Raw genomic sequence first — 23,608 nt, forward strand, 5'->3', positions numbered from 1 at the left:
AGCTCCAGAGCTTTATATAACCCTCATTCTAGGAAGTTAAAATTCCTTGGTTTATAACACAGTTCCCATAATAAAAAACTGTTAAAAACTTCATCCAGCCAAAATAACAGCTGTCAAAAATATGATTTGTAAGATAGTTCGAAGAAATAAAGGAGTAGTAGGCTTTCCGTCAATTGTGCTTCCTTTTCTTGCAGCATAGATATTAGCTGGAAACATAATAATAAGTAGCAATGCCAAACCAATTGAAGCAATATTTGAGGTAAACGGAATCAGTAAACCTATAGCACCAATGATCTCAAGTATTCCGGTAATGGTCACCATGAGCGCTGGATTTGGCACACTCGGAGGTACCATTTTGATAAGATCAAGACGTCTCCTTCCCCAATGAGCCGTCGCTGTAAATAAGAACATCAGGGCAACGGCACTCTGTAGAGAAGTTTCCCATCTGTCAAAATAGGCTATTCCTAAAACACCGATTAGGCGCAAAATCAAAAATGATGAGATCAGGATGATAAATGGAGCCATTGAGATTTCCCCCTCTTAACAATCTATTTGCCTAATGATACTACTTTATTTTTAAATGCGTATTCTATTCATATATAGTTCACATAATCTTTGTTATCGAAAATCACCTGAATTAAGGTAGATACTAAAGAATAACATATTGAGTAAGTAAAAAAGCCTGCATATTTTTAATGCAGGCTTTCCCTTTGTTATCGTTACTATATTTTTTATGACTATTTATCCTTGAAAGTACTTTCTGTTTATGGAGTACTCCTAAAGATAAATTACACTTTAGTGGTGAAAACCATTGTTGTGTTTTGTCTTCCCTATTAAATTTCATTCAAAAATGATTGAATAAACGGTATAGCAGCACCAATAGGTACCCCATTTGCCGGTGAACGGCTGATATAAATAAATGGGTCATTGCTAGGAAATGCGGTTTTTTCATTTACTTTTTCATGAAGAATTTTGATGTCTTCCTCCATTAAGTAAGGAGATAGATGACCGCCTAGAATAATTTCCCTGTTTAGAACAAGATGGATATTATTGATTGAAACGGCTAAATAATCCAAAAAAGAATTCCACCTCTTCACATAAGAAGAGGTTCTGGAACGTACCTGTAGAAAAAAGAAATCTAATGTCTCATCTTCCTCTAGAAGTGCATTAACAGAACTAAACGTTTCCATGCATCCTTTTTTCCCACAATAACAAGCAGGACCATTAGGATTTACCGACATATGTTCAACCGTTCCACTATGTCCTTCTTTTCCCATATAAATTTGATTATTTATGATAATTGCACCCCCAAGGTGCGGACCAATCGATAGATAGACTGCATCGCCAATATCATTTCTTATCCACAACTCTGTTATAGCCGCACACTTGGCATCATGTAAAAACATACATCGATAAGGGAGATACTGTGAAAACACTTCAATACCTAATCCTGTAGAGATTAATATTTTTCCGTAAGTGATCTTTTTTCCGTCATGGGACGTTAATCCTTGTACGGCAAAACCAATACCTAGAATCTGCTCTTCTATCACATCGAGGGATGAGATGAAAGATTGTACAGCTTGGCTTAACTCTTTATAATAACGATCTTCATCGGAATAATCCATTGCTAGTCTCTCTTGTTGAAACGCATGACCGCGTAAATCAATGGCCACAATTTGTACGTTCCTCCTCTGAATCTCTACTCCAATGCTAATTCGAGCCTGAGGGCAAACGGCATAAGCAGCTGCACGCCTTCCTACAGAAGATTCAAGCTGCCCACTCTTCTCAATCAATTTTTCTTTTTCCAAACGAACCAGATTTTGGGTGACCGTCGGTAAACTTAAATGAAGTTGATTGGCAATTTCTTGTTTCGAAAGCTTCTCATTTTGAAAAATAAGGTGGTAAATCGATGAGTAATTGCTCTTTTTTATATCTTTAAACGTAATGCTATTATCCATGGAAAAAATACCCCATTTTATAAACTAATTTTATAAAAATATTTACCTTAACTCTTTAAATATATCACAGGAGCAGATACAATCACAGCTTTGTCAAAAGGTATCTGCCAATTTTAAATTTTGTACTTATTGACTACCAGGGAAAATAACTTTATTATATAAATATATTTTATAAAATAGTTTTACAAAATACCTTAATAAAAGAGGGATGGGAAATATGGGGATTATTGAAAAAATGAGATTAGACGGAAAGAAAATTTTTGTAACAGGTGGAGCAAGGGGTATTGGCAAAAGCGTTGCAATCGCTTTCGCTGAAGCAGGAGCAGATATAGCGATTGTGGACTTGGATATTGAGGAGGCCAAAAAGACAGCTAAGGAACTTGAAGAAAATAATGGGATTAAATCAATTGCCATCCAAGCAGATGTTACCAATCCAATAGATGTAGATGCCATGATTGAAACCATACTAGAAGCATTTGGTCGTTTAGATGTTGCTTTTTGTAATGCGGGAGTCTGCTTGAATGTACCAGCAGAGGACATGACCTTTGAACAATGGAAAAAAGTCATTGATATTAATCTTACCGGTGTATTTCTAACAGCCCAAGCAGCTGGAAAAGTCATGTTAAAACAAGGTGGTGGTTCGATTATTAATACCGCATCGATGTCAGCACATATTGTGAATGTACCGCAGCCACAATGCTCGTACAATGCCTCTAAAGCAGGCGTCATCCAGCTAACCAAGTCGCTCGCAGTGGAGTGGGCATCAAGAAATGTGCGGGTAAATTGTATTAGTCCAGGATATATTGGTACAGAACTTACCTTAAATTCTCCAAGCTTACAACCATTAATCAAACAGTGGAATGAAATGGCACCGCTTCATCGGATGGGGAGACCAGAAGAACTACAGTCCATTTGTGTTTATCTGGCAGGAGACACTAGTAGCTTTACTACAGGATCTGACTTTGTCATCGATGGAGCTTTCACTAGCATTTAATAGATTAATAAATAGACTTAGGAGGACCTCTCAATGAATTACTTACTCGGTACAGATATCGGAACATCCGGTACCAAAACAATCCTAATGGACACAGAAGGTAATCTGATTGCTCAAGATTTACAGGAATATGATGTGTTAACCCCAAAGCCATTATGGGCGGAGCAGTGGCCCGATGTATGGCTGAATGCAACGAAAACATCGATTAAAAACACGGTACAAAAGTCAGGAATACCCGCAGAACAAATCCGTGGGATTGCCATTAGTGGGCTATATGGAGGTTCAGGAATTCCATTGGACGAAAAAATGGAACCCGTTAGGCCGTGCATGATTTGGATGGACCGAAGAGCAGAACCGGAAACAAAGTGGGTCTTAGATCATATTGGAGAAAAAAAACTCCGCGAAGTTACCCATAATGGCGCTGATCCTTATTATGGCTATACCAAAATGTTATGGATGAAAAATCATGAACCGGAAAATTGGCAGAAAACTAAACTATTTCTCCCACCGAATGATTATGTGATTTATAAACTGACCGGAGAGATTGCTATTGATTATTCCTCTGCAGGAAATATCGGCGGAATTTTCGATATGAATAACCGAACCTGGTCTGAGGAAATGATGGATGCCATGGGAATTCCTCTATCGATGATGCCGGAGAAAATCGTGGAATCAACAGATATTGTCGGTGGATTGACAGAAGAAGCCGCGGCGGAGCTGGGCCTTTCAGAGGCAATGCCTGTTGTCGCCAGTGGGATCGACTGTGGTGCTGCCAATATTGGACTTGGCGTATTTGAATCTGGTAGGTATGCCGCGGCCATAGGAACTTCGATGTGCGCAGCCTTAATCTCCGATCAACCAGTGAAAGGCAAGGATTTGATTGTCTGGCCTTATTTATATGATGCGAAAAGACTTTCTTATCATTTTGCCGGTGGTGCTACAGCTGGAGCGATTGTAAAATGGTTTCGTCAAACATTGTGTCAATATGAATTGGAAGTAGAAAAAACGGGCGGAAAGAACGCCTATGAGGTGTTAAATAGGCAGGCCACAGACATTCCTGTTGGGAGTGATGGGTTGATTGTCCTTCCTTACTTTATGGGGGAAAGAAGCCCTATTTGGGATTCCGATGCAAAAGGGACTATCGTGGGGCTATCATTGGCACATACAAAGGCTCATATTTATCGTGCCTTTTTGGAAGCGGTTGCCTTTTCCTTACGAGATGCTATTGAAGCGACTGGAGAAAATTTAGGTGAATATATATTACTCGCCGGAGGCGTTACAAAATCAAAATTGTGGAGACAAATCTTTGCCGATGTCACTGGCTATCCAGTGGTTTGCCCAATTCACGATGTAGAAGCAAATATGGGCGATGTTATGCTTGCTGGAATTGGTACAGGTCTTCTTTCTTATGAAGATGTGAAGAAATGGCAAGTTCTTGATCAGAAAATTATGCCTGATAAAGAGAATCATAAGAAATATAATGACTATTACCAAGTTTATAAATCTATCTATCATAATTTAAAGTCTAATATGAAAGCGTTGACAAAACTTTCTACAAGATGATTTGAGCATATGCTTTACCAATTTAAGAAAAGGATATGTGATAGAGATGAATAAATGGAAAAAAAGAATTGGATACGGGGCGGGCGACTTCGCCTGCAACCTCGTATTTAGTACAATGGCGTCTTATCTGTTGTTTTTTTATACAGATGTCTTTGGAATTACCGCAACTGTTGCCGGTACCTTAATGTTAGTAACCAAAATCATTGATGCCTTTGCCGACACCGGTATGGGATTATTGGTTGACCGGACTCGTACTAGATGGGGACAAGGAAGACCCTACTTCATAATCGGGGCCATTCCGTTTGCTGCCTTTACCATCATGACCTTTATCGTCCCGGATTTTAGTATGTCAGGAAAGATTCTCTGGGCATATATCACTTATTGTTTGTTGAATATTGCTTATACCGTGGTTAATATCCCATTGAATACGATTGTACCGAGGCTAACTTCTGATAACCACGAGCGAAACTGGTTGGTATCGACTCGTATGATTTGCGCGTTAATTGGAACGGCTTTAGTCATGTCAATTACGACTCCAATGGTGAATTTCTTCGGTCAAGGCGATAACCAAAAGGGTTATTTAATTACGATGACCGTTTATGGTATTGCCGCAGTGTTTGTATTTGTGTTTACCTTTCTGAATACCAAAGAGGTGGTTCCGCCAACCGTTCAACCAGGGAGATCCTCATTTAAACAGGATTTTAAAGGGTTGACGGGCCCTGCCGTTATTTTCTTTATCTTGAACTTTCTCTATTTTGGTCTTTTTGTCATTAGGAATACGACCGTTATCTACTATTTCACGTATAATCTAGACCATGCGGATTGGCTGACGTTTGTAGGACTTTTCGGTATTCTCTCAGGTCTACCGATGCTGCTTATATTGCCCTGGCTACAAAAGAGAATGCCGAAGAAAAATGTGTTGCTTTTAAGTACAGTCATTTATATTGTTGGAGATCTTGTCATTTATTTTGGAAAGTCATCACCAGTATTACTAATTTCCGGATTGGCTATTACCGGGCTTGGAATCTATGGCATCTTCGGCACCACTTTTGCGATTCAGCCAGATGTTATTGATTATTCAGAGTATAAAAATCATCGAAGTATTGCAGGGATGATTGCGGCTTTCCAAGGATTTTTTGTAAAAGTAAGCTTAGGACTTGGAAGTGCACTTGTGGGAGTGATACTAAAAATAGGCGGTTATGTTCCAAACGAAAAACAAACTGTAAACGCTTTAAATTATATTGAAATAAGCTTTATTTGGATACCACTATTCATCTGTGTACTGATCGGAATCACCATGATTCCCTACAAACTAGATGATAAACGGACAGAAATGGACTTAGAACTTGAACGCCGTCGATTGGAAACAACGCCGATTCAAAATATTCGATAAACTTTATTAAGTAAAGCACTATAAATCTTAAGAAGTTAATACTAATTAAACATCGCAAAGTTTTTGATTATCTGAGTAAGCAAGAATTTTAAGGTTTTATAATATAATTCGAGATTCATTATCAAAATTACTGCTTCTTTTGCACAATATTATGATTAAGGCAGAATGGAAAAAAGGAACATACAAATTAGTAGGACGAATATGTATGTTCCTTTTTATATTTATTCCATTCTTAGGTCTTTAAACTCTCTCAACTGGACTCTTGATGATATTTCGACATTCAATAAGTTGCTCCAACAATGAAGATAAATTACTTACTTTTAAAAGAAACTGATCAATTCGCTCTTTTTACCGTGAGTGATGTCAGAAATGCTATCCCTTGGGGACGAGGAGTTCAAAATTCCCCCTTTTTTATAGATATACAGGATTTTATACATCGTTGGTTTAGCAGGCTCTCTTCCCCTCTCCAACACAAAAGGAGTGCATGAAAACGGGAGAGTTTATGCACTCAATAAATATAGGAACTCCCTTTAATAGTGTACAGGAACACGATCTAATTTCTTTTTCTTGGCTACAAAATAACGACTATAACTATCTACCAGTTCATGTGTATTTGGATCAATAATAATCGGTTTATCCACCGTTCCATTCTGCTCAATACTTTCTTCTACTGCCTTTTGTTTTGCTATTCCTGGTGTAAATTGAAGAAAGGTCTCTGGAACCTTAATTTCCTCTAAAGACATCCATTCTCTCGTTCCCTTCGGAACAAGAATTTGCTTTTTCTCTTTCCTTTGTTTACTTTCTTCTTGAGGTTTATTTTCCTCTTGTTTTTTAGCTCTTGAACCCTTTTTGGGTGTTTGTTTCGGTTGTCCCTTCTCTTTTCCCTTGTCCTCAATTTCTTGTATCTGCATACAAATAACGCCGATCTCACCTGTACATTGTTCAAACGGAATATCCAAACATGGTTCCCCTTGCACAAGGAAGCGTCGTTGAGAAAATTCCTCCTGGCTTATATTTAATTTGTTAAATTGTTTAAGACTCACTACAACTGTATAAGTAATTTCATTACTTTTAAACGGAATCCCTTTTGGTGCATTTGGACTTCCCTTTTCCTCCATATCAAAAGCCAGGTACTTCCCATAGTCTTGAATTGAGCTAGTCGGACAGCCAGTTACACTAATTTTATGAGCCATCGTTCTTCCTCCTTCTCTCTATCTATGATTTTAGTATATATACCCTTCTATACAATTGAATAGAGTCAAAATAAAAAAAGTCCCAGGAAAATGATAATATACCATATTTTTATTATACTCCTCCTTTTTCCATGTTTGCTACAATAAAGAAGTAAAAGGGAAAGAGGTGTTATTAAATTGAAAAGTACAGGAATCGTGAGAAAAATCGATCAATTGGGTCGTGTAGTCCTACCAAAGGAACTAAGAAGAAACCTTTCTATTGAGAAGAATGATCCTTTAGAAATCTTTGTAGACAAAGATCAGATCATTCTAAGAAAATATCAGTATCATAAAGCGTGTATGATTACGGGGAAAATATCTAAAGACAATATGGTATTAGCAAATGGAAAACTAGTACTGAGTCGAGAAGGAATCGAGATTCTTTCTAAAGAAGTAGGAAAAATCGACGTTTACGTCTAAAAAATGAATGACAAGTATAAATGAGTAGATGTAGATGGGATGACAGGCCCGAATTTTGCATTATTTCTCCACTAATTGCAAAATTCAGGCCTCTTTTACCATGTGATTTTCATGTTACTTTGAAATAAGATTTGATCAGAAATACTTTAAGAAGAATCTATAGGCAACAGTGTGGCTTGCTATCCCAACCTAGCTATTAATTTCCCTAATAAGCCTATTCCTACACCGGGAATCAAAAAAAGCATAGGTAACCAAACAGGACCAAATAACACACCAAATAGCTTTAAATCAGACGAGTAAATTAATCCTACCGTTACAAAATAAGCTCCAAAGACAAAAGGAAGAAACGAATAGGGTTCTTTTCCTCCTCCTGCATCTTTAAAAGCATCCCACATCGCAAAAAAATAAAGACAGGGATAAAACATTAACCATGGGTAATTGGTTTGTTCTATAGCAGATACAATGTCTCCATGAAAACTTAAGATAATGACTTCATTAAAATTAGCTTGCACATTGATTAGAATTTCTAAAAAAAGGATGAAAATACCTTTGATTAATTTACCATTTAGGATTTGACCAAAACCGGGTAGGGCAATGCTCCATAATAGCTTTTCTTTTGCCTCCACATCGTTTTAACCCTTTGCCAATTCTTTTCTGTCAGGAGCCATAGGAGGCTGTTCAAGCCACCCATTTTTGATCATAATGTTACTTCCATCTTCTGCATATTTCTGTGTCTCCATTGTTAATCTGTTATACATAGCCCCCAAATCAACTCTAGGACTTTCAGCAATCGCTGTACCATAATACCCAACTCCTAAAGCAATTAAAGCAGAGGTATAAAACATCATGAGTTTTTCAGAAAAGGTATGGGTTGTACTTTTTGTAATATCTGCATCCCATGTAGAGGAGATCGGGAGGTTACTTTCTGCTAACTTCTCCCCAAGTATTTTAATATTCTTTTTTGCAATATCTGAGCCTCTTAATAAAAAATGTGTGACTTCCTTTGACTTTGCGACCTGACTAAATCCAACAAGAAACGCACTTCCTAAACCATTTCTTTGAAGGTTAGCATATAGATTCGTCACTTCCATAGCTGTCAAAGATCTTTTTTCGCCAAAGATATCCCATAAAAAACTTTGCTTTTTTACAAAGTCAGCTTGCTCTAGATTTGGAAAGTAAGGAGCTCTAACATATAAACCTTTTGATAATAATAGATCCTTTGACCTCTTATATAATTGCATGGTCTCTGTTACACATTCTTCATAGTAGCTTGTAATATCTGACCTTGTAGAGGAAGATAAACTAGCTGAATAAGCAGTAAGTCCAATCTTAGCCATTTGGTGTATAAAATTTAAGACAAAACTGTCAGAAAACAATCTAGGAGCCGTTAAATCTACGTCCTCCTCTAGCTTAAAGCCATGAGGGATTTTATTCTTTTCCTCCGTAAGTATGGCCGTTATTTTTTGAATATGAGCTTGAGATTGCTCTAAAGCATACTCAATGATAGGTTTAATTTCTCCATCCTCGGCCTTTTCTAAAAAGTACGTTAGCATACAAATACTTGAAGTATCGTTCATGTACTGAGTCCACAGTTGAGCTATTTCTCCTGCTGTAAGTCTAATCTGTTTTCCGTGTTCTTCCATAATAAACAACCTCCTATTCAATCCTTATGTATAAAATTCCCGAAAAGACAAAAAGTATAAGTAATAACCAATTACCATATTCAATCCGAATGAAAAAAGGGAGCTATTGTGCTCCCTTTTTTATTAAACAATTTTATTATTTTTCAGCTGCCACTTTCACCTTAACATTAGCTAAATGTAAGAGCATGGCCTCCTCTTTTTGTAAAGATTGCGTAGGGATTTTCTTCATTCAGGCTTTTTTCACCCCGTAACCATTCCATCTAAAACCATTTTCCTTCAAGTAATCTCGATGATCGTAGCAATTGGAGACGCATAAATAATAATATGACTCGATCCTCATCGTGTTGGCTTGCTCTAAAGAACTGTATTTGTACCCTCGACTTTTTAATTTTTCCCTGATTGAAAACGATTGATACACTTTCACAACATACCAATCTTTTTTATACTCTTGGATTGAAATGTGGCAATTTAGATACCCTCATCTTCCTTCCCCTTTTTCCTTTACAACTCTTCGATTTCTCCCACCACAGTCTCAATACTATGTTGTAACTTTTCTAAGGACTCGGCATTTCTCTCCATAAAATAAGAACACTTTTTTATCATCTCAATGTTTTTATCAATGAGGTTTTCTAGATGACGTTCTCGCGTCGTTTGTTCTCGAAAAAAGGCCAGCATTTCAAGCTGACCTTTCAAAAATTCCTTTTTCTTTTGCCAGTTCATCAATCTTTTTCAATGCGACTGGATCTATATTTCTCACTTTAGTCTCCATTTCATTCTTCCTCTCGCAACATTCAGTGCTCTACATTTCAAAAGCTAGAAGAGCATAAGGGGTTTTTGCCCCCACGGACCGTGTGGGGTTAGGCAAAGCCTAACAAAATCGTGGGTACACGAAAAAGCCAAAAGTGTTGATATAGTGCCGACCTACTGTTGAGGTAGTGTCGATATCAAAAAACCTTAGTGTCGATATACGGTCGACCTGACTTTTTTCAATTTTAGTAAAGACCTTGCTCTTTTCTTTCCACTTTTTGAGCTTTTCTTTTAACATTTTCTTCTCATCTTTATAGAGCTGTATGCTCCTATCTTTCATCCGCATTTCATCTTCTTTTAATGAAATTTGAGCTTCCGTTCCAGCTTTTTCTGTCCCAACTTGAGACTCTATATCAGCTTTTTATTCACCAATTTCTTTTCGTAAAGCTCTCTGATTTTCCACCTCAACCCCAATCACTTTTTCGTCAGAGTTCCTTTTCTTTTTGAATTCTTTTTGCTAGATGTTGACCACTAACAATCTATAAACTTACTTATTCTTAAATGATCTTTTTGGACCCGGAGATGTTTTAATTTAATCAAAAGAGATTGTTTGAACAAGTTCATCTGCTAGTTCTTCCTTCTTTGTTTTTGCTTTACTTCTCTCGCCATCTACACTTTCTGCTGCCATCGAATTTTAATACAGATCAAGCGCTAAGACTTCCAAATCTAAAGATAGTTGATTTAACCTCCTCACGTCTCTGATATAAAACTTTAATCTGTCAGTCTATTCTTGAATGGATTTTTTTCAGTCCTTAAAGGGAAGCATCCCTCCATTTTATTTATTCAACTTATTTTATCTCTCTACAAAAAATAGCCCTCACATGATGTGAGGGCTATACTCTATTCCCTAAAAGTTATCAAAAAATTGATTTCGGGTTAACCTCTTGATAATTGACTTTACTTTTGGCTTCTGGTTTATTCGGTTCTTCACTTACTGGACGTTCTTCTTGTACAGAGGAGGACCGTTTCTCCGGAATAGATGAATCTATTCTTGGAGATCCTCCTGAAAGAATACTATCTTTCACCGTTAAGGCCTCTTTTCCTCTAAGAGCCTCTAAAATGAACATATCCCGACTCATTTCTTTATCGACATGATGATCTAAAACACTATCCGTCCCATACAATTCAATGATATGGTACACCATTTTTCGTAAAGAGAGCGCAATATTATCTTGATTCTCAAACCACTCATAAAACTCATCAGTTTCATTGCTTTTGAACTTCCAATTGTACTGTGTTTTTCTCTTTTTTTCAGTCGTCATATCCTTACATCACCACAGTTTCTTTGTATTCTTCCGTAAATAGCATGTTGCGATTTAAGATATCTAATCCTTTCACGTTCATATCAACTGCGTATTGTTCAGGGATCCAAAGGACTTTCGCATCTACAGAATCTGCAAATTCTTTTAAGAATTTATACATATCTTCTTTAAATTCAATAGATCCCCCACCATAACAAGCCAAATATTCTGGTTCACTTGATAATGTCGTTGTGTATTTACGTTCTACATCGTCTAAAATGAAATCTACCTGATTGATACGAGCCTCACGTAAATAATGAACAGCTAAATCATGATCTTTTGGGTATTCATCTGGTCGCTCAATGTATTTCGCAAATTGCTGACGGTTAATGTTTAGGCCTTTACGTTCTTCCTTCATTAATTGAATCGCTTCTTCAACGGCATGGCCCACTCCTCGTCTTTCTCCTGTGCATTGTTCTGGTTGAGGATTTACACCAACAGAATAAATGTACTCCGTTGTTCCACTTCCAATATCAATATGCATAATCTTCGAATTCATAAAATATGAACCATCTACCTTTTTCAATCCATATTCTTTAGAAAACTCTTTAAACATATCATTTGGCGCTTCAAAGATCGCATATAATGCCGGAATACCTTCTTTTGTGACTTTTACTTGTGAGAAGTCTAATTCTACGGTTACTTGCTCTTGACCAACATACACAATCACCACATGAGAAGTCCCCATAAAGCGTTCTTCTAATTGTTTTGCTGTTTCTACATTATGTTGGCTTGCCGGAATGGCACTACTCATGCCCACTTCTGCTTTTAGAGATTGAGGAAGTTCCTCTTTTTCCTCATAGTGTTTTTGTACCACTCTTGCCGCAGCATAACCTAACGTGTTAATTAAAGGTAAATCACTGCTATGTTTCTCATGAACTGCAATATCCATGTTACTAACGCCTTCTGTTGTTTGAATCGCTCGTTCTCCAATCAGGTATAAACCATCACGACGAATGGATGAGCTTGAAATATGTACAAGTAATTGGTCAATAAGATTTGTTACGTTTTTTTTCACATCATTTTCGTGAACCGAAGGTTTTCGATTAATTCGTTTATAAGCACTTGGAACTTTCACTACCCCTTTCATGCCTGGTTCAAGAATCTTCATTTTGTCATTTCCAATATCATTAGCAAGAATTAATTTCATTAATAAATCCCACTCCTTATATATAATATATGTATATTGTAACATAAATTATATAAATAAATAACCCTTGTTATATAAATTATAAATAAAAAGATGCATTAACTGTAATTTATACAATCAATACATCTAATTTATATATATAATATACATAAAAATATAAAATTCCGTTAGTAGGTTTAAATTTATATAAATATTATATATATTACGTATTTATCATTTCCAAAATTCCCACCACTTCTTTTGAAGTGCCTTCCTATTTTCTTCTAAAGATGTAGCAATCGCCTTTTTAGTTTCTTTTATTTCTTTCATTGCATCAAGGAGTAGCTTATCCCTGTTTTCAATTTTCTCTTTTTCTAACAAACTGGTATCTTCTAATCGTTCAACCTTTCTTATGAGTTCTTGATTTTGCAGAAGAACTTTTTCATTCTGATCTAAGACAGCTTTTACTTGAGCTTGCATAGCAGCTATAGCTTTAGACACATCTCGCACATCAGACATATCAGACACATCATCATATAGGTCTCTAGATATATCTGCGATATCTACCATATCTGACATGTTAGAAAGGGCTCGTTGTACAGCTTTTTCTAGAGTCATATTCTTTTGTTTTTTAATTTGAATTATATCTTTAAATATAGATACTTCCTCTTTATCATACATTAAGGCTCCTTGGTTACTTCTTGAAAATGTATAACCTTGTTTTTCAATTAAAAAACTGTATTTACGAATTGTAGATGCAGCAACACCTACAGCTTGGGAAACATCTTCGACCTTTAATAATATATCAGACATATCAGTTACACCTCCTATATCTTACTGATATGTCTAGTATATCTTGTAGCTATATTTGTTGCTACTACTGATATATAAATCTTTAATAAGTTTCGTTTTAAACTAACATGTAATTAGATAAGGTTAAATGTTGGTTTAATTCCTATATACTAAAATGTTAAAATGGAAAAAATAACGATTATTTAATTAAATTAAAGAAACGAACTAAAACAAGTTGAAAAAAGAATTGGGCGAATTTTAAAATTAAATATAAATAATAATAAAATTAATCAAATGGATAGTGAATACTCGTTATCAGTTCCAGATTAGGAACTATATAATTTTAAATGTGAAGGAGATGAAAAATATACTACCTTATATAAACTTCTGCTCCATTTAAGTCACCAAAATCTAACTTAAGTTCATTTTTGTTTTTTAATTAGGAGCTGTATTTACGATTTGCAGATGCAGCAACACCTATCACTTGGGGGCACATCTTCGACTGTTAATAATATATCAGACATATCAGTTACATTTTCTATATCTTGCTAATATGTCTGATATATCTTGTAGCCATGGTAGCTATGTTTGGTTCTATCACTGATATATAAATTTCTAATTAATTAACTTTGTTTTAAACTAATCTGTAATTAGATAAAGATAAATGTGGTTTTATTCATATGTACTAAGATGTTAAAGAAAAAAACAAGCATTCAATTAAACAAAAGAAGGGGGCTTATTTAAATGTGTAGAAGCACTAAGCGAAGCAGTTTGCGAAACTACAAGAATATGCTAATTCTAACTTAGAGGTACAAGCTCAACAAACAATTCGTACAGCTCACGACATTAAAAAACTAAGAAGAAACTCTCAAAAAGTCCTTGTGAAAGTTTTAGTGATATGTCTGTTATATCTTGTTAATAACGATCAGTATATTATAGGGAAGATTATAGATGTCTAAGTATAAGTATAAAATGGGAGATGAATTTTCATTAGATAAGATTATGAAGTCCGGAAAGGATTTTTCCACTTTTGAACTAAAGGGTTACCAAATTGAAGGGAATACAGCAATACATCCCGAAACACAAGAAGCGATTCTTCTGCAAAATATGTTAGATGAAATTAGAAATGTATGAAATGAACAAGAAAAAATTATAGCAAAGAAAAAGAACCCGACCGATCCATTAAGAGCTGTTCTAGCTATTAATAAAAAGGGATAAGGACCATCACATAATAATTTAACTGATCATTATACCTTTACATAAAACCCTCTTACAGCATCATTATATAGGAATCTGAAGGAACCGTTTTATAGCTCCTTTTTCATGTTATTGCCGTTTTTTAAGATCAATCAAAAATACATCACAAGCACGCATTTTAAATAAGTTGAAAGGAGTATAAAACAATTTGGGCCGTTTCTTGATAATAAAACATCACTTGATATATTAGATTTAGTTAACTTATATAAAACGTCATTCATATACTAAGGATTTCTTCTTCTTTTTGTTCTATTTCCAATTGTTCACGTCTTTTTTTTCAGTAGCTCTGGTTTGAACTTGTGGGGTGTTACAAGAGCTTTTATTGCTTCTATACCCATAACTTTTGCAAAGCTATCTTTCTATAATGTGAACGACGATAAACATTAAGTAAAGTGTCGCTTTTTTAGGCAGGTGCTACTTGTTAGATAAACACACCTGATAATGGAATAAATTAAATTCAGAATTCTAACCAATCATTTTTATAATTTATTAAACTTTATTTTACGTCCACAGTAACTTAGAAAATTTAAGTTACTAACCATTATGCATAATGGGCCAAAATAGCCTTCATTTTTACCATTTCTTCTTCTTCAGTTGCTACAACTCCAGATTCTTGGCTTTCTGTTGTTTCTTCTTTCGCTTGTTGTGCCTGGAACCAATCAGGCAGCATTTCTTTACGTACAATTTTATGAGGGGTTACAACTCCATACTCTTCTTTATCTGCTGTTTGCACAAGTTCATTAAATTTATTTAAAGCAATACGATATACCAATTTACATTGCTCTTCAAAACTCATAGAACGCGTTTTTATGTATGTAAATAAAACATGAATAGATTCATAAGCAATAGAGTGAATATCCTTCTTAGAAAGAGTCATGGATACAGATTGACATACTTTCTGAGAAGCCATACGTACACGTAAATAAAGGTCTCTTAAAGATTCTTTAAACATATCTTTAAAGGTTTGATTAATGAGTTTTGGAACCCCTTTGATAAAAGGAATCGTTTTATACATAAAATGATCTTTAATATAATTATTAGGTAAATAATAGGTAGAAACTTTTTTCGCCTCTTCATCCTTACTCTCACAAGGGATTTCAGCATTTTCTGCTTGGACATCAGCTTGGACATCAAAGCCAAAATACGTCGTCCAATGGGCGAAATAAGGGTGATTCACAAAGAAATAAACAGCAGCTCCTCGACCATTATGTTTAGAAGAAGAACGATGAGCCTTCACGATCTTCCCAGCGTCTTCCAGGGTTTTCATCACACGACGAATTGTACGAGTAGAAATGTTATGCTCTTTAGCAAAATAGGAGTCTTTCGCATAAACAAAGCCTTTTTCTGTAGCTAAAAAACAAATCATATCAATGGCGTTACGTGTTTCGGGTTTTAAACGAGCATATGAATCTCCAAATGCAGACTCCACGATGCTTAATAATTTATACTTCATTTGTTTTTGTTGATCTTTATCTTTTATGTAAGATTCATAGTTTTGCATACGGGCAAAATCATTACTAAAAATTAACATATTTTCTCTCCTCTTTTCTGTAGGAAAAGAAAAAGGGTGTGTTTACCGTTTAAAAATTCGGTAAACACACCCTTTACGAAAGAGAGTACAATAAACCCTTGCAATAGTTAAAGTTTTGCTGTAAAATGCAAATAGAAACTTTAACTATTGTGAACAAGGTTTGAGGTAAGTGTTTACCGTGGGGTTGCACGGTGAGCCGTCATAGGATGCGTCCAACATCACTATGATTGCCTTGAACCTTTTTTCTATTCCGAACTGTCTAATTGCTGTTATTATAGCAAACTCTACCAATGTGCACAATGCATATTCGACCTATTTTTATAGATTTCGCTTAAATGAGTCAGTATTTTTTTGCTTATATATTATCTTTTAGAACATAGTTCTTAAAGATAAATAGGCTCTCATAAGGGCTGACTGGTTTCAATTTGTCCATATTAAACTTTATGCCGTTTGTAAGTTTATTAAAAATAATTTTCAAAATCCTCTGTCGTTAGAATTTCCGCATTGACTTTATATTCCTGACACCAGCTTAGAATCCTTTCTTTTCTCACTGGCGTGGTCGTATAAAAGATGAGTAAAGCTTGTTGGTTTCCCAAAGCCTGAAAGAGGGAACGATACAGTTTAATTTTCTTCTTGTTTTCGAGCATCTTCTGTTTGAGATCCACTTCCACAAAACAAATGACACCGTGAAGGGAAAAGCGAGCATCACTAATGAGCTTATAGGTTTCGCCCTGGATCCTCCATTCATTTGGTCGTTCCACTTTCCAATCCTTCGGACACCCATAATACAAGTAAATATCATTCCGTCTCACTTTATGTTCTAACTGTGTTAAGTGAGGCTTGTTTTTCTCTGATCCAATGTGTTGGCGTCCTTTCTTCGATAAATAGTAGACATTTTCATGGAGACGTTTGTGGTTTAAGAAGGGACTCATATTATAAAGAACACGGTTGGCATTGCGGACACTCTTCAACTGAAAGAGGGCTTGCAATTGAGAGCGACTCATACACTCCAATTTATCCAAGGCGTACATAATCTTCTCCTGTCTCGTTTGGCACAACTGTTTGTTTTGCAATTTCATAGCCTCCAATCCGTTTCCAGATTTCCTCATGGTTGAGGTAGGGGACTTGCACTTCTTTTACTTCATGCGTTTTAATCAACGCACGCCCTTTGATATCTGAAGGTAAGGTTTCGGCTCCATACGCATCCAGGGCTACCTTAGACGCATAATCACTTCCTAAGCGAAAACTCACCTTTAAATCCGCGTTTTGCTTGATCGAGCCATTCAATACATTGGAGGTAGGGTATTGGGTGCCATACACCAATCGAACGCCCAGAGCGCCTCCTAGGCGTGCAATTTCACTGAGAATGGACTGACACTGTGCTAACGTGTTCTTTTCTTCTTTCTCCATGAATTTTTCAGGTGTGAGTTGGGCGGCTTCATCAATCAAAACAAACAGACGTTGCGAGAGGGGAGTGTCTACAATGTTGGACCATCCCTGACGTTTAAAACGGCCCATTCGTTCCTCCATGTCTTTCTTTACCTGTTTCAAGGCGTATAAGGCCTCTATGGGATCACTGGCTATACGCTTGACTTGTTGAAGGTTTTGATACCGATCGAACTCTAATCCACCCTTTAAATCAATAATAACGAATTGAGCATCCCAGGGATGATGTTCAATAAGATACGTCATCATAACCTTCATCATCACCGTTTTTCCAAAACGAGTCGTTCCGGAAATGGTAGTGTGGGGGGTATGGTCGAAATGATGGAAATGCCATCCCTGATGATTTTTCCCTAATGGGACCATCCATCCTTTGCGATAGGGAACCTCTCCATACGACACATAGGAAGGCATCTTATGCTTTGCAATTTCAATGATGAGCCATTTCTTAAAAGAGACGTTCACCTCCTGATCTAACGTGACGGATAGAATATGTTGTAACGTTCGTAAGGTTTTCTCCTCTAAAGCTAAAGGTGTACGATAAATGAGCTTGATTCTTTTCGTGCTTTTATACTCCCGAACAAGCTGAGGGTAACGATGTTCTTTACCTTCTTTTACATGGATATGGTAGTGCTCAAAGGTCTGTTGAACGATACGATGTTCCTCACTTGATGTATTCCTTCCAAACCACAACGCTGCGGCACTCGTTAAAACCGGAATCGCCATGAGCTCCCACATGATTCTTATTCCTCCTTTTTATCTACTTTAGATAGTTCCTTACAAAAGGAAGCTTCCAAATGTTGTTCTAATCACCATGAACCTATTCCTTTTTCTCTTCTAGCCTGGTCGGAACCCTGGTCATAAGAAGGGAAGGAAAGAGGACAACATATATAAAAAATAGAGCAAGCTCCCCAAGATACCAGCATTCATTCCAATCTGCATGATCACCCTTACTTTCGATTTGTCAACCCATCCTTTTTTCTCCGCATAGACAACCGTAAACAACACTAGGCTTGTTCCTAGAACTGTAACCATATGGATCTCCTCCTAAGTTGGTATAGTGGAGTGTATGTTGTATGGCTTGTTCAACTTACCTTGTCTCATGTATAAAAGTTTATTTACTCCTTACAATTTGGGTATGAACTCGTGGCAAAATGGGCATAGATGAGGGTATAAGAACATACTATAGAGGTGTAGAGGATGGTATTAAAAAGGACAAAACTAAAAAATTGGTTAACAAAAGAAGGACGTACCCAAGCATGGTTAGCGAGAAATTCAAATGTTTCAAGGAATGCAATTAATGAAATTTGTGCTGGTAAACGAGATCCAAGTATATCTACAGTGAAGAAAATCATGTCAGCTATTAAAAAAGTTCAAAAGAATGCAAAAGTAGAAGATTTTTTTGATGTTTGAATCATAGATTGGAATATTGTCATGAAAAGACGAATAGTCATATGTCATAAATATACTTAAGACCGCCTTATATACTAATGGATACTGGGCGGTCTTTGTTATTGGTATTCACATAAAATTTTCAATCCCCATATATGGGTAATATAATATGTTTTAAAATTGATATCTTTATTAGACATTTAGAAAAAGGAGTGGGAAATAGCATTGAGTAAAGGAAACTTTTTTGGTGGGGACCGTTTTTTGACGAAAATCCTCCCCCCGAAATTGAAGAAGTTCACCCAGGGACAAAACAAGCCTTTTCTACCTTTCCGTTTGATGAAGGGAAGCAAGGCTATTTAACTTGCACTAAAATCCCTGAGGAACTTTGGGAAGAATGGAAATGAACTAATTGTTACTTCAGCTGGGACATTTTACGAGGATAAGGACGGCGTGCACTTTAAGAAGCTAGTTCACTGCCCTCATATCATACTTTCTAGGATAGTGAGTGAACAAGTAGATAAAGTGCATTAATGCATTAAATTAGTAGAAAAACGTTGTATGGTTTCAAATGCATTCCACAAACATGTAGAGGTTGTAGTTGAACCTACCATACAAATTAAAAAAGTATGAAATATGTCATATAGACTATATCTAATCAATATAGAGCAAGGTCCATTAAACAAAAGAGCGTCCTTGTGAAATGTTTTAAGCCTAATTTCTCACATACTATATGTGGAAATTAGGCTTTTTTATGTTATTTCTCTTAGATGTATGACTATATAGAAAATAATTTAAGGTTTCTCTTCTTCTTTATAATTAACATTAGAGTAATGAGTAGGGAAAGAATACAGGGTTATCCCATCCAAGCTTTCACTAACAATTGAATTGCCGTAGGAATCTCTTTCTCAGATAGAACTGCAAAGCCTAACATGATTGTTTGATAATCATTCTTTCCGTATTCCGATACCGAATAGACTTTGATACCATATTTTGCTGCCCGTTCAATAAGTTCCTGTTCAGTCATACCGTTATTGGGACGGACTAATAAGTGTAAACCAGCGTCAAGACCAATAATTTCAATTGAGTCTGGAAAATAAGTTGAAATCGCCGAAACGAGTACGTCTCTTTTTTTACTGTAAACGACCCGCATTTTGTTAATATGTTTTTTCCAGTATCCTTCCTGCATAAATCTCTTGAGGACCTCTTGATCAAGACGTGATACAGACTGAACGAATCTAAAGTGATTTTCATGATACTTTTCAATTAACGGTTTGGGCAAGACCATATAACTTATACGTAATGAGGGTAGTAATGCTTTCGAAAACGTCCCCATATAGATTACCCTCCCTTGAGAATCTAATCCTTGTAATGCTGGAATTGGCTTTCCTGAATAACGAAACTCACTGTCATAATCATCCTCTACAATGTAACGCTCTTCTTTTTTTTGAGCCCAATTTAAAAGTTGATTCCGTCTTGCTATTGACATAATCATTCCACACGGAAATTGATGTGATGGCGTAACAAAAGCTATGTCAGCACTACTATCCTCCAATTTAGATACCACCATCCCATCATCATCAAGTGGGATCAGCCGCACATTCTCATATCCCTTTTCAAAAGTCACAAGTCTTTGATGATACCCAGGATCTTCAACGGCATACAAACTCCCTTTTAACAGTTTAAATAAAAGTCTAATAAGTGTTGGTGTACCTGATCCAATAATTATCTGACTCGGCGACGTCCGGACACCACGCGACTCGTAAAGATAGGAAGCAATGGCTTCACGAAGCCCATACTCTCCCTGAGGATGCCCTATTCTTAACAAATGTTTATTCTCATCCCTTAATACATCATTAGATATTTTCCTAAATATTGAAAAAGGAAATGAGGGACCATCTACACCTGTCTGGGTGAAATCAAAGGCTACATTGTCCTCGTAGGTCTCCTCTTTGATATATATGATGCTCTCTTTTAGGTTAGAAAATGTCTGGTCTACTTTACACACAAAATATCCTTTACGTGGAATTCCTTCGATATATCCTTCTGCAACAAGTTGCTCGTACGCTGCTTCAATAGTGTTCTGACTAATCTGTAAATTTTTGGAAAGTTTCCGTTTAGAAGGCAGCTTAGTGTAGGCTACGAGATTTCCTATTTCGATTTCCTGTCTTATAAAATTATACAACTGTATATATAGTGGTTCTTTACTATTTGAATCAAGATTTGGTGTTAATTCCATCATTTTATCTGACCCCTTTAATGTTATAAAATGTGACTCTTCATACAATGTCAGATTCTCATTATAATATCTCTACAGAATCATTTCTATCTATTTCTCAAACAACTTCTCAACAGGGGGTATTCATCATGAAAACATATCGGTATGTTGGACTATTAATGATTATTAGTGGGGCTACATTATGGGGAATCTCCGGTCCAATGATTCAGTGGCTTTTTCAAAACAGTAGCCTCACATCAGGTAAATTTCTCGTTGTACGACTACTGCTTGCCGGAATTATAACTTTGGCAATATTGTATTTCACTAAAAAAAATATATTTGGTGTTTGGAAGCATCCACGCCAGTGGATTCAACTTATTATTTTTGGGGTTTTAGGAATGCTGGGCGCTCAGTATGCTTTTATTGAAACAATCCATGTAAGTACTGCTGTCACAGCTGTACTGTTTCAATTTCTTGGTCCTATTTTAATTACTATTTATGTAGCAATACAAACAAAAAAAATGCCAACAGTAATACAATTACTGGCGGTTGTTGCAGCCTTAGTAGGAACTTTTTTTCTGATTACTAATGGTTCTGTTGAAAATATCGTATTATCGAAAAAAGCCATTATTCTCGGTCTACTTACAACACTTGGATTTACTTTCTATACTCTTCACCCTGCGTCATTGATAAAAGAGTGGGGAACCATTGTCATCATTGGCTGGGGTATGTTAATTGGCGGCATCGTCTTGTTTATATACAACCAGGATTTTAGTGTTATGCATTTGGCACATACATTAACATTTAACACGTTATCAATGTTGCTTCTCGTGATTATCAGCGGAACGTTGTCTTTTATTCTCTATATTGGTAGTCTGAAGTATTTAAGCGCAACAGAAACAAGTCTATTATCCAGTATTGAACCACTAGTTGCAGCAGTCGTTTCGATCGTTTGGTTAAATGAATCATTTGGAATATATCAACTGATAGGTGGATTCTTCATCACTGCCACGGTTGTCTTCTTATCCATACCAAGTAAAGGAGCTAGGAAAAAGTAACGATATAATAGTGGAAGGTTAAGTAAAAATATTGAAACAATAAATTCACCAGTTTTTTACATTACGTTCAATAAAATGTGTTAGGTAAAGTTTAGCTACTATAGATTGTTTACAAGTAAAAATATGAAAAGGGGTTCTATGGAAAATATATGAGGAGTCTCATTCACAGCACCTTCTACAATAAATGTGGCTACTGGAGGAGTCTACATGGTGCTTTATGAAGTCGTACCGTCATTTGGACCAGGAAATACTGCGGCAGCTTATGCCATTCGAGTGAATGGTGTCAATCAATCTTCTGCCACTTATGGGGTTATTCAAGCAAATAGTCTAAGTTCAACTTTAGTAGGTACTGCTATTTTAACCATTCCAAGTGGAGCAACACTAACGATTCGGAATGTAGGAACTACGAACGACACCCTTAATACTACGGCAGATGGTGCTACAATCATAAATGCTTCTTTTCAATTGACTAGGATAAGTTAAAATAGAGAAACTAGATATAAAATTTTGTATAGGATATACCTTTTTACAAAGCAAATATGTGGACACAAGAGAAACGGATCTACCATTTAAAGTGGTAGATCTGTTTCTTTTATTAAGATTTCAATTAGCAAACAGGGTTAATTTATTTTTATTGTTCTTTTAGAGAAAATAATCTTTTACATGAGAAACACATTAATTTTCCACTTTCTTGAATAATCCCATTTAAAAACCCATTCGAACAATGGATTTTTTTGTTACATTTGGTGCATAATCCAACTAGCTCTTTCACTTTCTTCCTCCATCCATATTCATGACAAATTGCTTATTTTATTATCCTACTTGAGGATATTATTGTTAAAAAATAGATTGTAATTAACAATTGAAGTGAAATGTAATTATATCTCCTCCCTCGATTATGAGCATTTTACATCTTTATCCTAGAATGAACATGTAGTGTTAAAGGGTTTCCCTTCCTTTCTTCCTCGATGTAATTTAGACAAAAATTCATCAAAATCAGGAGCAAGCTGCAGAGTTCCCCACCGCCTATTCTCCATATGTCTTTCCCATAGATAAACAACGGATGGATTTGTAGAACCATTTTTATAATTTAAAGCGATATAGTGATGAAAATCTCCCCATAATAAAACTATATGTGGAGGTAACCCTAGTAGCTCAATCCAATACTTTGAGGATAAAATCCCCAATCTTCGTCCCTCACTATCTATATCAATACCTTCCATGAAGTACATATTAATTGAGTTGTTGAAATAGGAATAGTGAACTTCTCCTCCATTCTGTTCTTTTAATAAGCTTATATAGGAAGGGGGAAGTTGCACTTTTAATTGGTTTTCCGCCTCTTGAATAACCCTTTCCTTTAAAGGTTCGTAGGACCAGGCACTATTCTTCTTCCAGAAATCCCTTCCCGTATAATAACTTGCCTTCACCTGTAATCCTCCTCTATGTTTTGTTCCCTTTTTACTTTTATATAAAATTAGGA

The 23,608-nt window shown here is 36.0% G+C and carries 23 protein-coding genes; 8 read left to right on the forward strand and 15 right to left on the reverse strand.

All coding sequences use genetic code 11. From position 1 onward, the window contains the following. Nucleotides 1-90: 90 nt before the first annotated feature. Both B9N79_RS24025 and B9N79_RS24035 read right to left on the reverse strand, forming a co-directional pair. Entirely contained in the window at nt 91-525 is a 435-nt protein-coding gene (locus B9N79_RS24025; protein ID WP_046218306.1) for a DoxX family protein, read from the reverse strand. A gap of 308 nt (nt 526-833) precedes the next feature. Further along, entirely contained in the window at nt 834-1,958 is a 1,125-nt protein-coding gene (locus B9N79_RS24035; protein ID WP_046218304.1) for an ROK family transcriptional regulator, read from the reverse strand. A gap of 217 nt (nt 1,959-2,175) precedes the next feature. Here B9N79_RS24035 and B9N79_RS24040 point away from each other — a divergent pair, with 217 nt between their 5' ends. The 3 genes from B9N79_RS24040 to B9N79_RS24050 are packed head-to-tail and all read left to right on the forward strand — an operon-like array spanning nt 2,176 to nt 5,908. Continuing rightward, nucleotides 2,176-2,952: an SDR family oxidoreductase gene (locus B9N79_RS24040; protein WP_046218303.1), complete on the forward strand. Its 777-nt coding sequence runs from the start codon at nt 2,176-2,178 to the stop codon at nt 2,950-2,952. A 33-nt stretch (nt 2,953-2,985) separates the two neighbouring features. Then, the gene (locus tag B9N79_RS24045) at nt 2,986-4,515 is read left to right on the forward strand and encodes an FGGY-family carbohydrate kinase (protein WP_046218302.1); all 1,530 of its coding nucleotides are present in this window, start codon (nt 2,986-2,988) and stop codon (nt 4,513-4,515) included. 46 nt (nt 4,516-4,561) lie between these two features. Further along, complete coding sequence (locus tag B9N79_RS24050) at nt 4,562-5,908, forward strand: MFS transporter (protein ID WP_063592756.1); 1,347 nt, start codon at nt 4,562-4,564, stop codon at nt 5,906-5,908. Between the two features lie 530 nt (nt 5,909-6,438). Here B9N79_RS24050 and B9N79_RS24055 read toward each other — a convergent pair. Then, nucleotides 6,439-7,101 (reverse strand): ParB N-terminal domain-containing protein, encoded by a 663-nt coding sequence (locus B9N79_RS24055; protein ID WP_063592757.1) that lies wholly within the window; start codon nt 7,099-7,101, stop codon nt 6,439-6,441. Between the two features lie 177 nt (nt 7,102-7,278). On the opposite strand from B9N79_RS24055, the gene B9N79_RS24060 reads away from it, so the two are divergent. Further along, nucleotides 7,279-7,560, forward strand: a complete 282-nt coding sequence (locus B9N79_RS24060; protein ID WP_019390879.1) for an AbrB/MazE/SpoVT family DNA-binding domain-containing protein — start codon at nt 7,279-7,281, stop codon at nt 7,558-7,560. Nucleotides 7,561-7,739: 179 nt separating this feature from the next. On the opposite strand, the gene B9N79_RS24065 is transcribed toward B9N79_RS24060, so the two are convergent. From B9N79_RS24065 to B9N79_RS24095, 6 genes are all read right to left on the reverse strand, one after another. Continuing rightward, on the reverse strand, nt 7,740-8,186 hold the full coding sequence (locus B9N79_RS24065; protein ID WP_046218299.1) for a hypothetical protein: 447 nt from the start codon (nt 8,184-8,186) through the stop codon (nt 7,740-7,742). A 6-nt stretch (nt 8,187-8,192) separates the two neighbouring features. Beyond that, nucleotides 8,193-9,203, reverse strand: a complete 1,011-nt coding sequence (locus B9N79_RS24070) for a DUF3231 family protein (protein WP_063592758.1) — start codon at nt 9,201-9,203, stop codon at nt 8,193-8,195. A gap of 501 nt (nt 9,204-9,704) precedes the next feature. Then, nucleotides 9,705-9,923: a hypothetical protein gene (locus B9N79_RS24075; protein ID WP_411205689.1), complete on the reverse strand. Its 219-nt coding sequence runs from the start codon at nt 9,921-9,923 to the stop codon at nt 9,705-9,707. Nucleotides 9,924-10,867: 944 nt separating this feature from the next. Continuing rightward, the gene (locus B9N79_RS24085; protein ID WP_063592759.1) at nt 10,868-11,272 is read right to left on the reverse strand and encodes a hypothetical protein; all 405 of its coding nucleotides are present in this window, start codon (nt 11,270-11,272) and stop codon (nt 10,868-10,870) included. Between the two features lie 4 nt (nt 11,273-11,276). Then, complete coding sequence (locus B9N79_RS24090; RefSeq protein WP_085119276.1) at nt 11,277-12,461, reverse strand: ParM/StbA family protein; 1,185 nt, start codon at nt 12,459-12,461, stop codon at nt 11,277-11,279. 213 nt (nt 12,462-12,674) lie between these two features. Then, nucleotides 12,675-13,253, reverse strand: a complete 579-nt coding sequence (locus B9N79_RS24095; RefSeq protein ID WP_046218296.1) for a DUF3967 domain-containing protein — start codon at nt 13,251-13,253, stop codon at nt 12,675-12,677. A gap of 930 nt (nt 13,254-14,183) precedes the next feature. Here B9N79_RS24095 and B9N79_RS24100 point away from each other — a divergent pair. After that, nucleotides 14,184-14,366 carry a hypothetical protein gene (locus B9N79_RS24100; RefSeq protein ID WP_239695539.1) on the forward strand — a complete coding sequence of 61 codons (183 nt, stop codon included), beginning with the start codon at nt 14,184-14,186 and terminating at the stop codon, nt 14,364-14,366. Between the two features lie 664 nt (nt 14,367-15,030). Here B9N79_RS24100 and B9N79_RS24105 read toward each other — a convergent pair. The 4 genes from B9N79_RS24105 to B9N79_RS26325 all read right to left on the reverse strand — a co-directional run bounded on the left by B9N79_RS24105 (nt 15,031) and on the right by B9N79_RS26325 (nt 18,498). Continuing rightward, nucleotides 15,031-16,020: a helix-turn-helix domain-containing protein gene (locus tag B9N79_RS24105; protein WP_085119278.1), complete on the reverse strand. Its 990-nt coding sequence runs from the start codon at nt 16,018-16,020 to the stop codon at nt 15,031-15,033. Between the two features lie 461 nt (nt 16,021-16,481). Beyond that, nucleotides 16,482-17,051: a replication-relaxation family protein gene (locus tag B9N79_RS24110; RefSeq protein ID WP_082864794.1), complete on the reverse strand. Its 570-nt coding sequence runs from the start codon at nt 17,049-17,051 to the stop codon at nt 16,482-16,484. Further along, complete coding sequence (locus B9N79_RS24115; protein WP_063592746.1) at nt 17,035-18,201, reverse strand: FtsK/SpoIIIE domain-containing protein; 1,167 nt, start codon at nt 18,199-18,201, stop codon at nt 17,035-17,037. The genes B9N79_RS24110 and B9N79_RS24115 overlap by 17 nt, the downstream gene beginning before the upstream one ends. A gap of 120 nt (nt 18,202-18,321) precedes the next feature. Continuing rightward, on the reverse strand, nt 18,322-18,498 hold the full coding sequence (locus B9N79_RS26325) for a hypothetical protein (protein WP_167555152.1): 177 nt from the start codon (nt 18,496-18,498) through the stop codon (nt 18,322-18,324). Between the two features lie 165 nt (nt 18,499-18,663). Between B9N79_RS26325 and B9N79_RS24120 the strand changes: the two genes are divergently transcribed. Next, a complete protein-coding gene (locus tag B9N79_RS24120) occupies nt 18,664-18,876 on the forward strand; it encodes a helix-turn-helix transcriptional regulator (protein ID WP_040057350.1) in 213 nt (70 codons plus the stop codon). A gap of 832 nt (nt 18,877-19,708) precedes the next feature. Here B9N79_RS24120 and pdxR read toward each other — a convergent pair. Continuing rightward, on the reverse strand, nt 19,709-21,094 hold the full coding sequence (gene pdxR / locus B9N79_RS24125; RefSeq protein ID WP_046218293.1) for a MocR-like pyridoxine biosynthesis transcription factor PdxR: 1,386 nt from the start codon (nt 21,092-21,094) through the stop codon (nt 19,709-19,711). Between the two features lie 125 nt (nt 21,095-21,219). Between pdxR and B9N79_RS24130 the strand changes: the two genes are divergently transcribed. Together B9N79_RS24130 and B9N79_RS24135 are read left to right on the forward strand one after the other, a co-directional pair. After that, nucleotides 21,220-22,128, forward strand: coding sequence for a DMT family transporter (locus B9N79_RS24130; protein WP_046218292.1), 909 nt, complete (start codon nt 21,220-21,222; stop codon nt 22,126-22,128). A 210-nt stretch (nt 22,129-22,338) separates the two neighbouring features. After that, nucleotides 22,339-22,611, forward strand: coding sequence for a hypothetical protein (locus tag B9N79_RS24135; protein WP_123796588.1), 273 nt, complete (start codon nt 22,339-22,341; stop codon nt 22,609-22,611). 437 nt (nt 22,612-23,048) lie between these two features. Here B9N79_RS24135 and B9N79_RS24140 read toward each other — a convergent pair whose 3' ends face one another. Continuing rightward, nucleotides 23,049-23,555 carry an SMI1/KNR4 family protein gene (locus tag B9N79_RS24140; RefSeq protein ID WP_046218290.1) on the reverse strand — a complete coding sequence of 169 codons (507 nt, stop codon included), beginning with the start codon at nt 23,553-23,555 and terminating at the stop codon, nt 23,049-23,051. Nucleotides 23,556-23,608: the final 53 nt, after the last annotated feature.

This window comes from Priestia filamentosa (assembly GCF_900177535.1).
In the GTDB taxonomy this organism is placed as follows: Bacteria; Bacillota; Bacilli; order Bacillales; family Bacillaceae_H; genus Bacillus_I; species Bacillus_I filamentosa.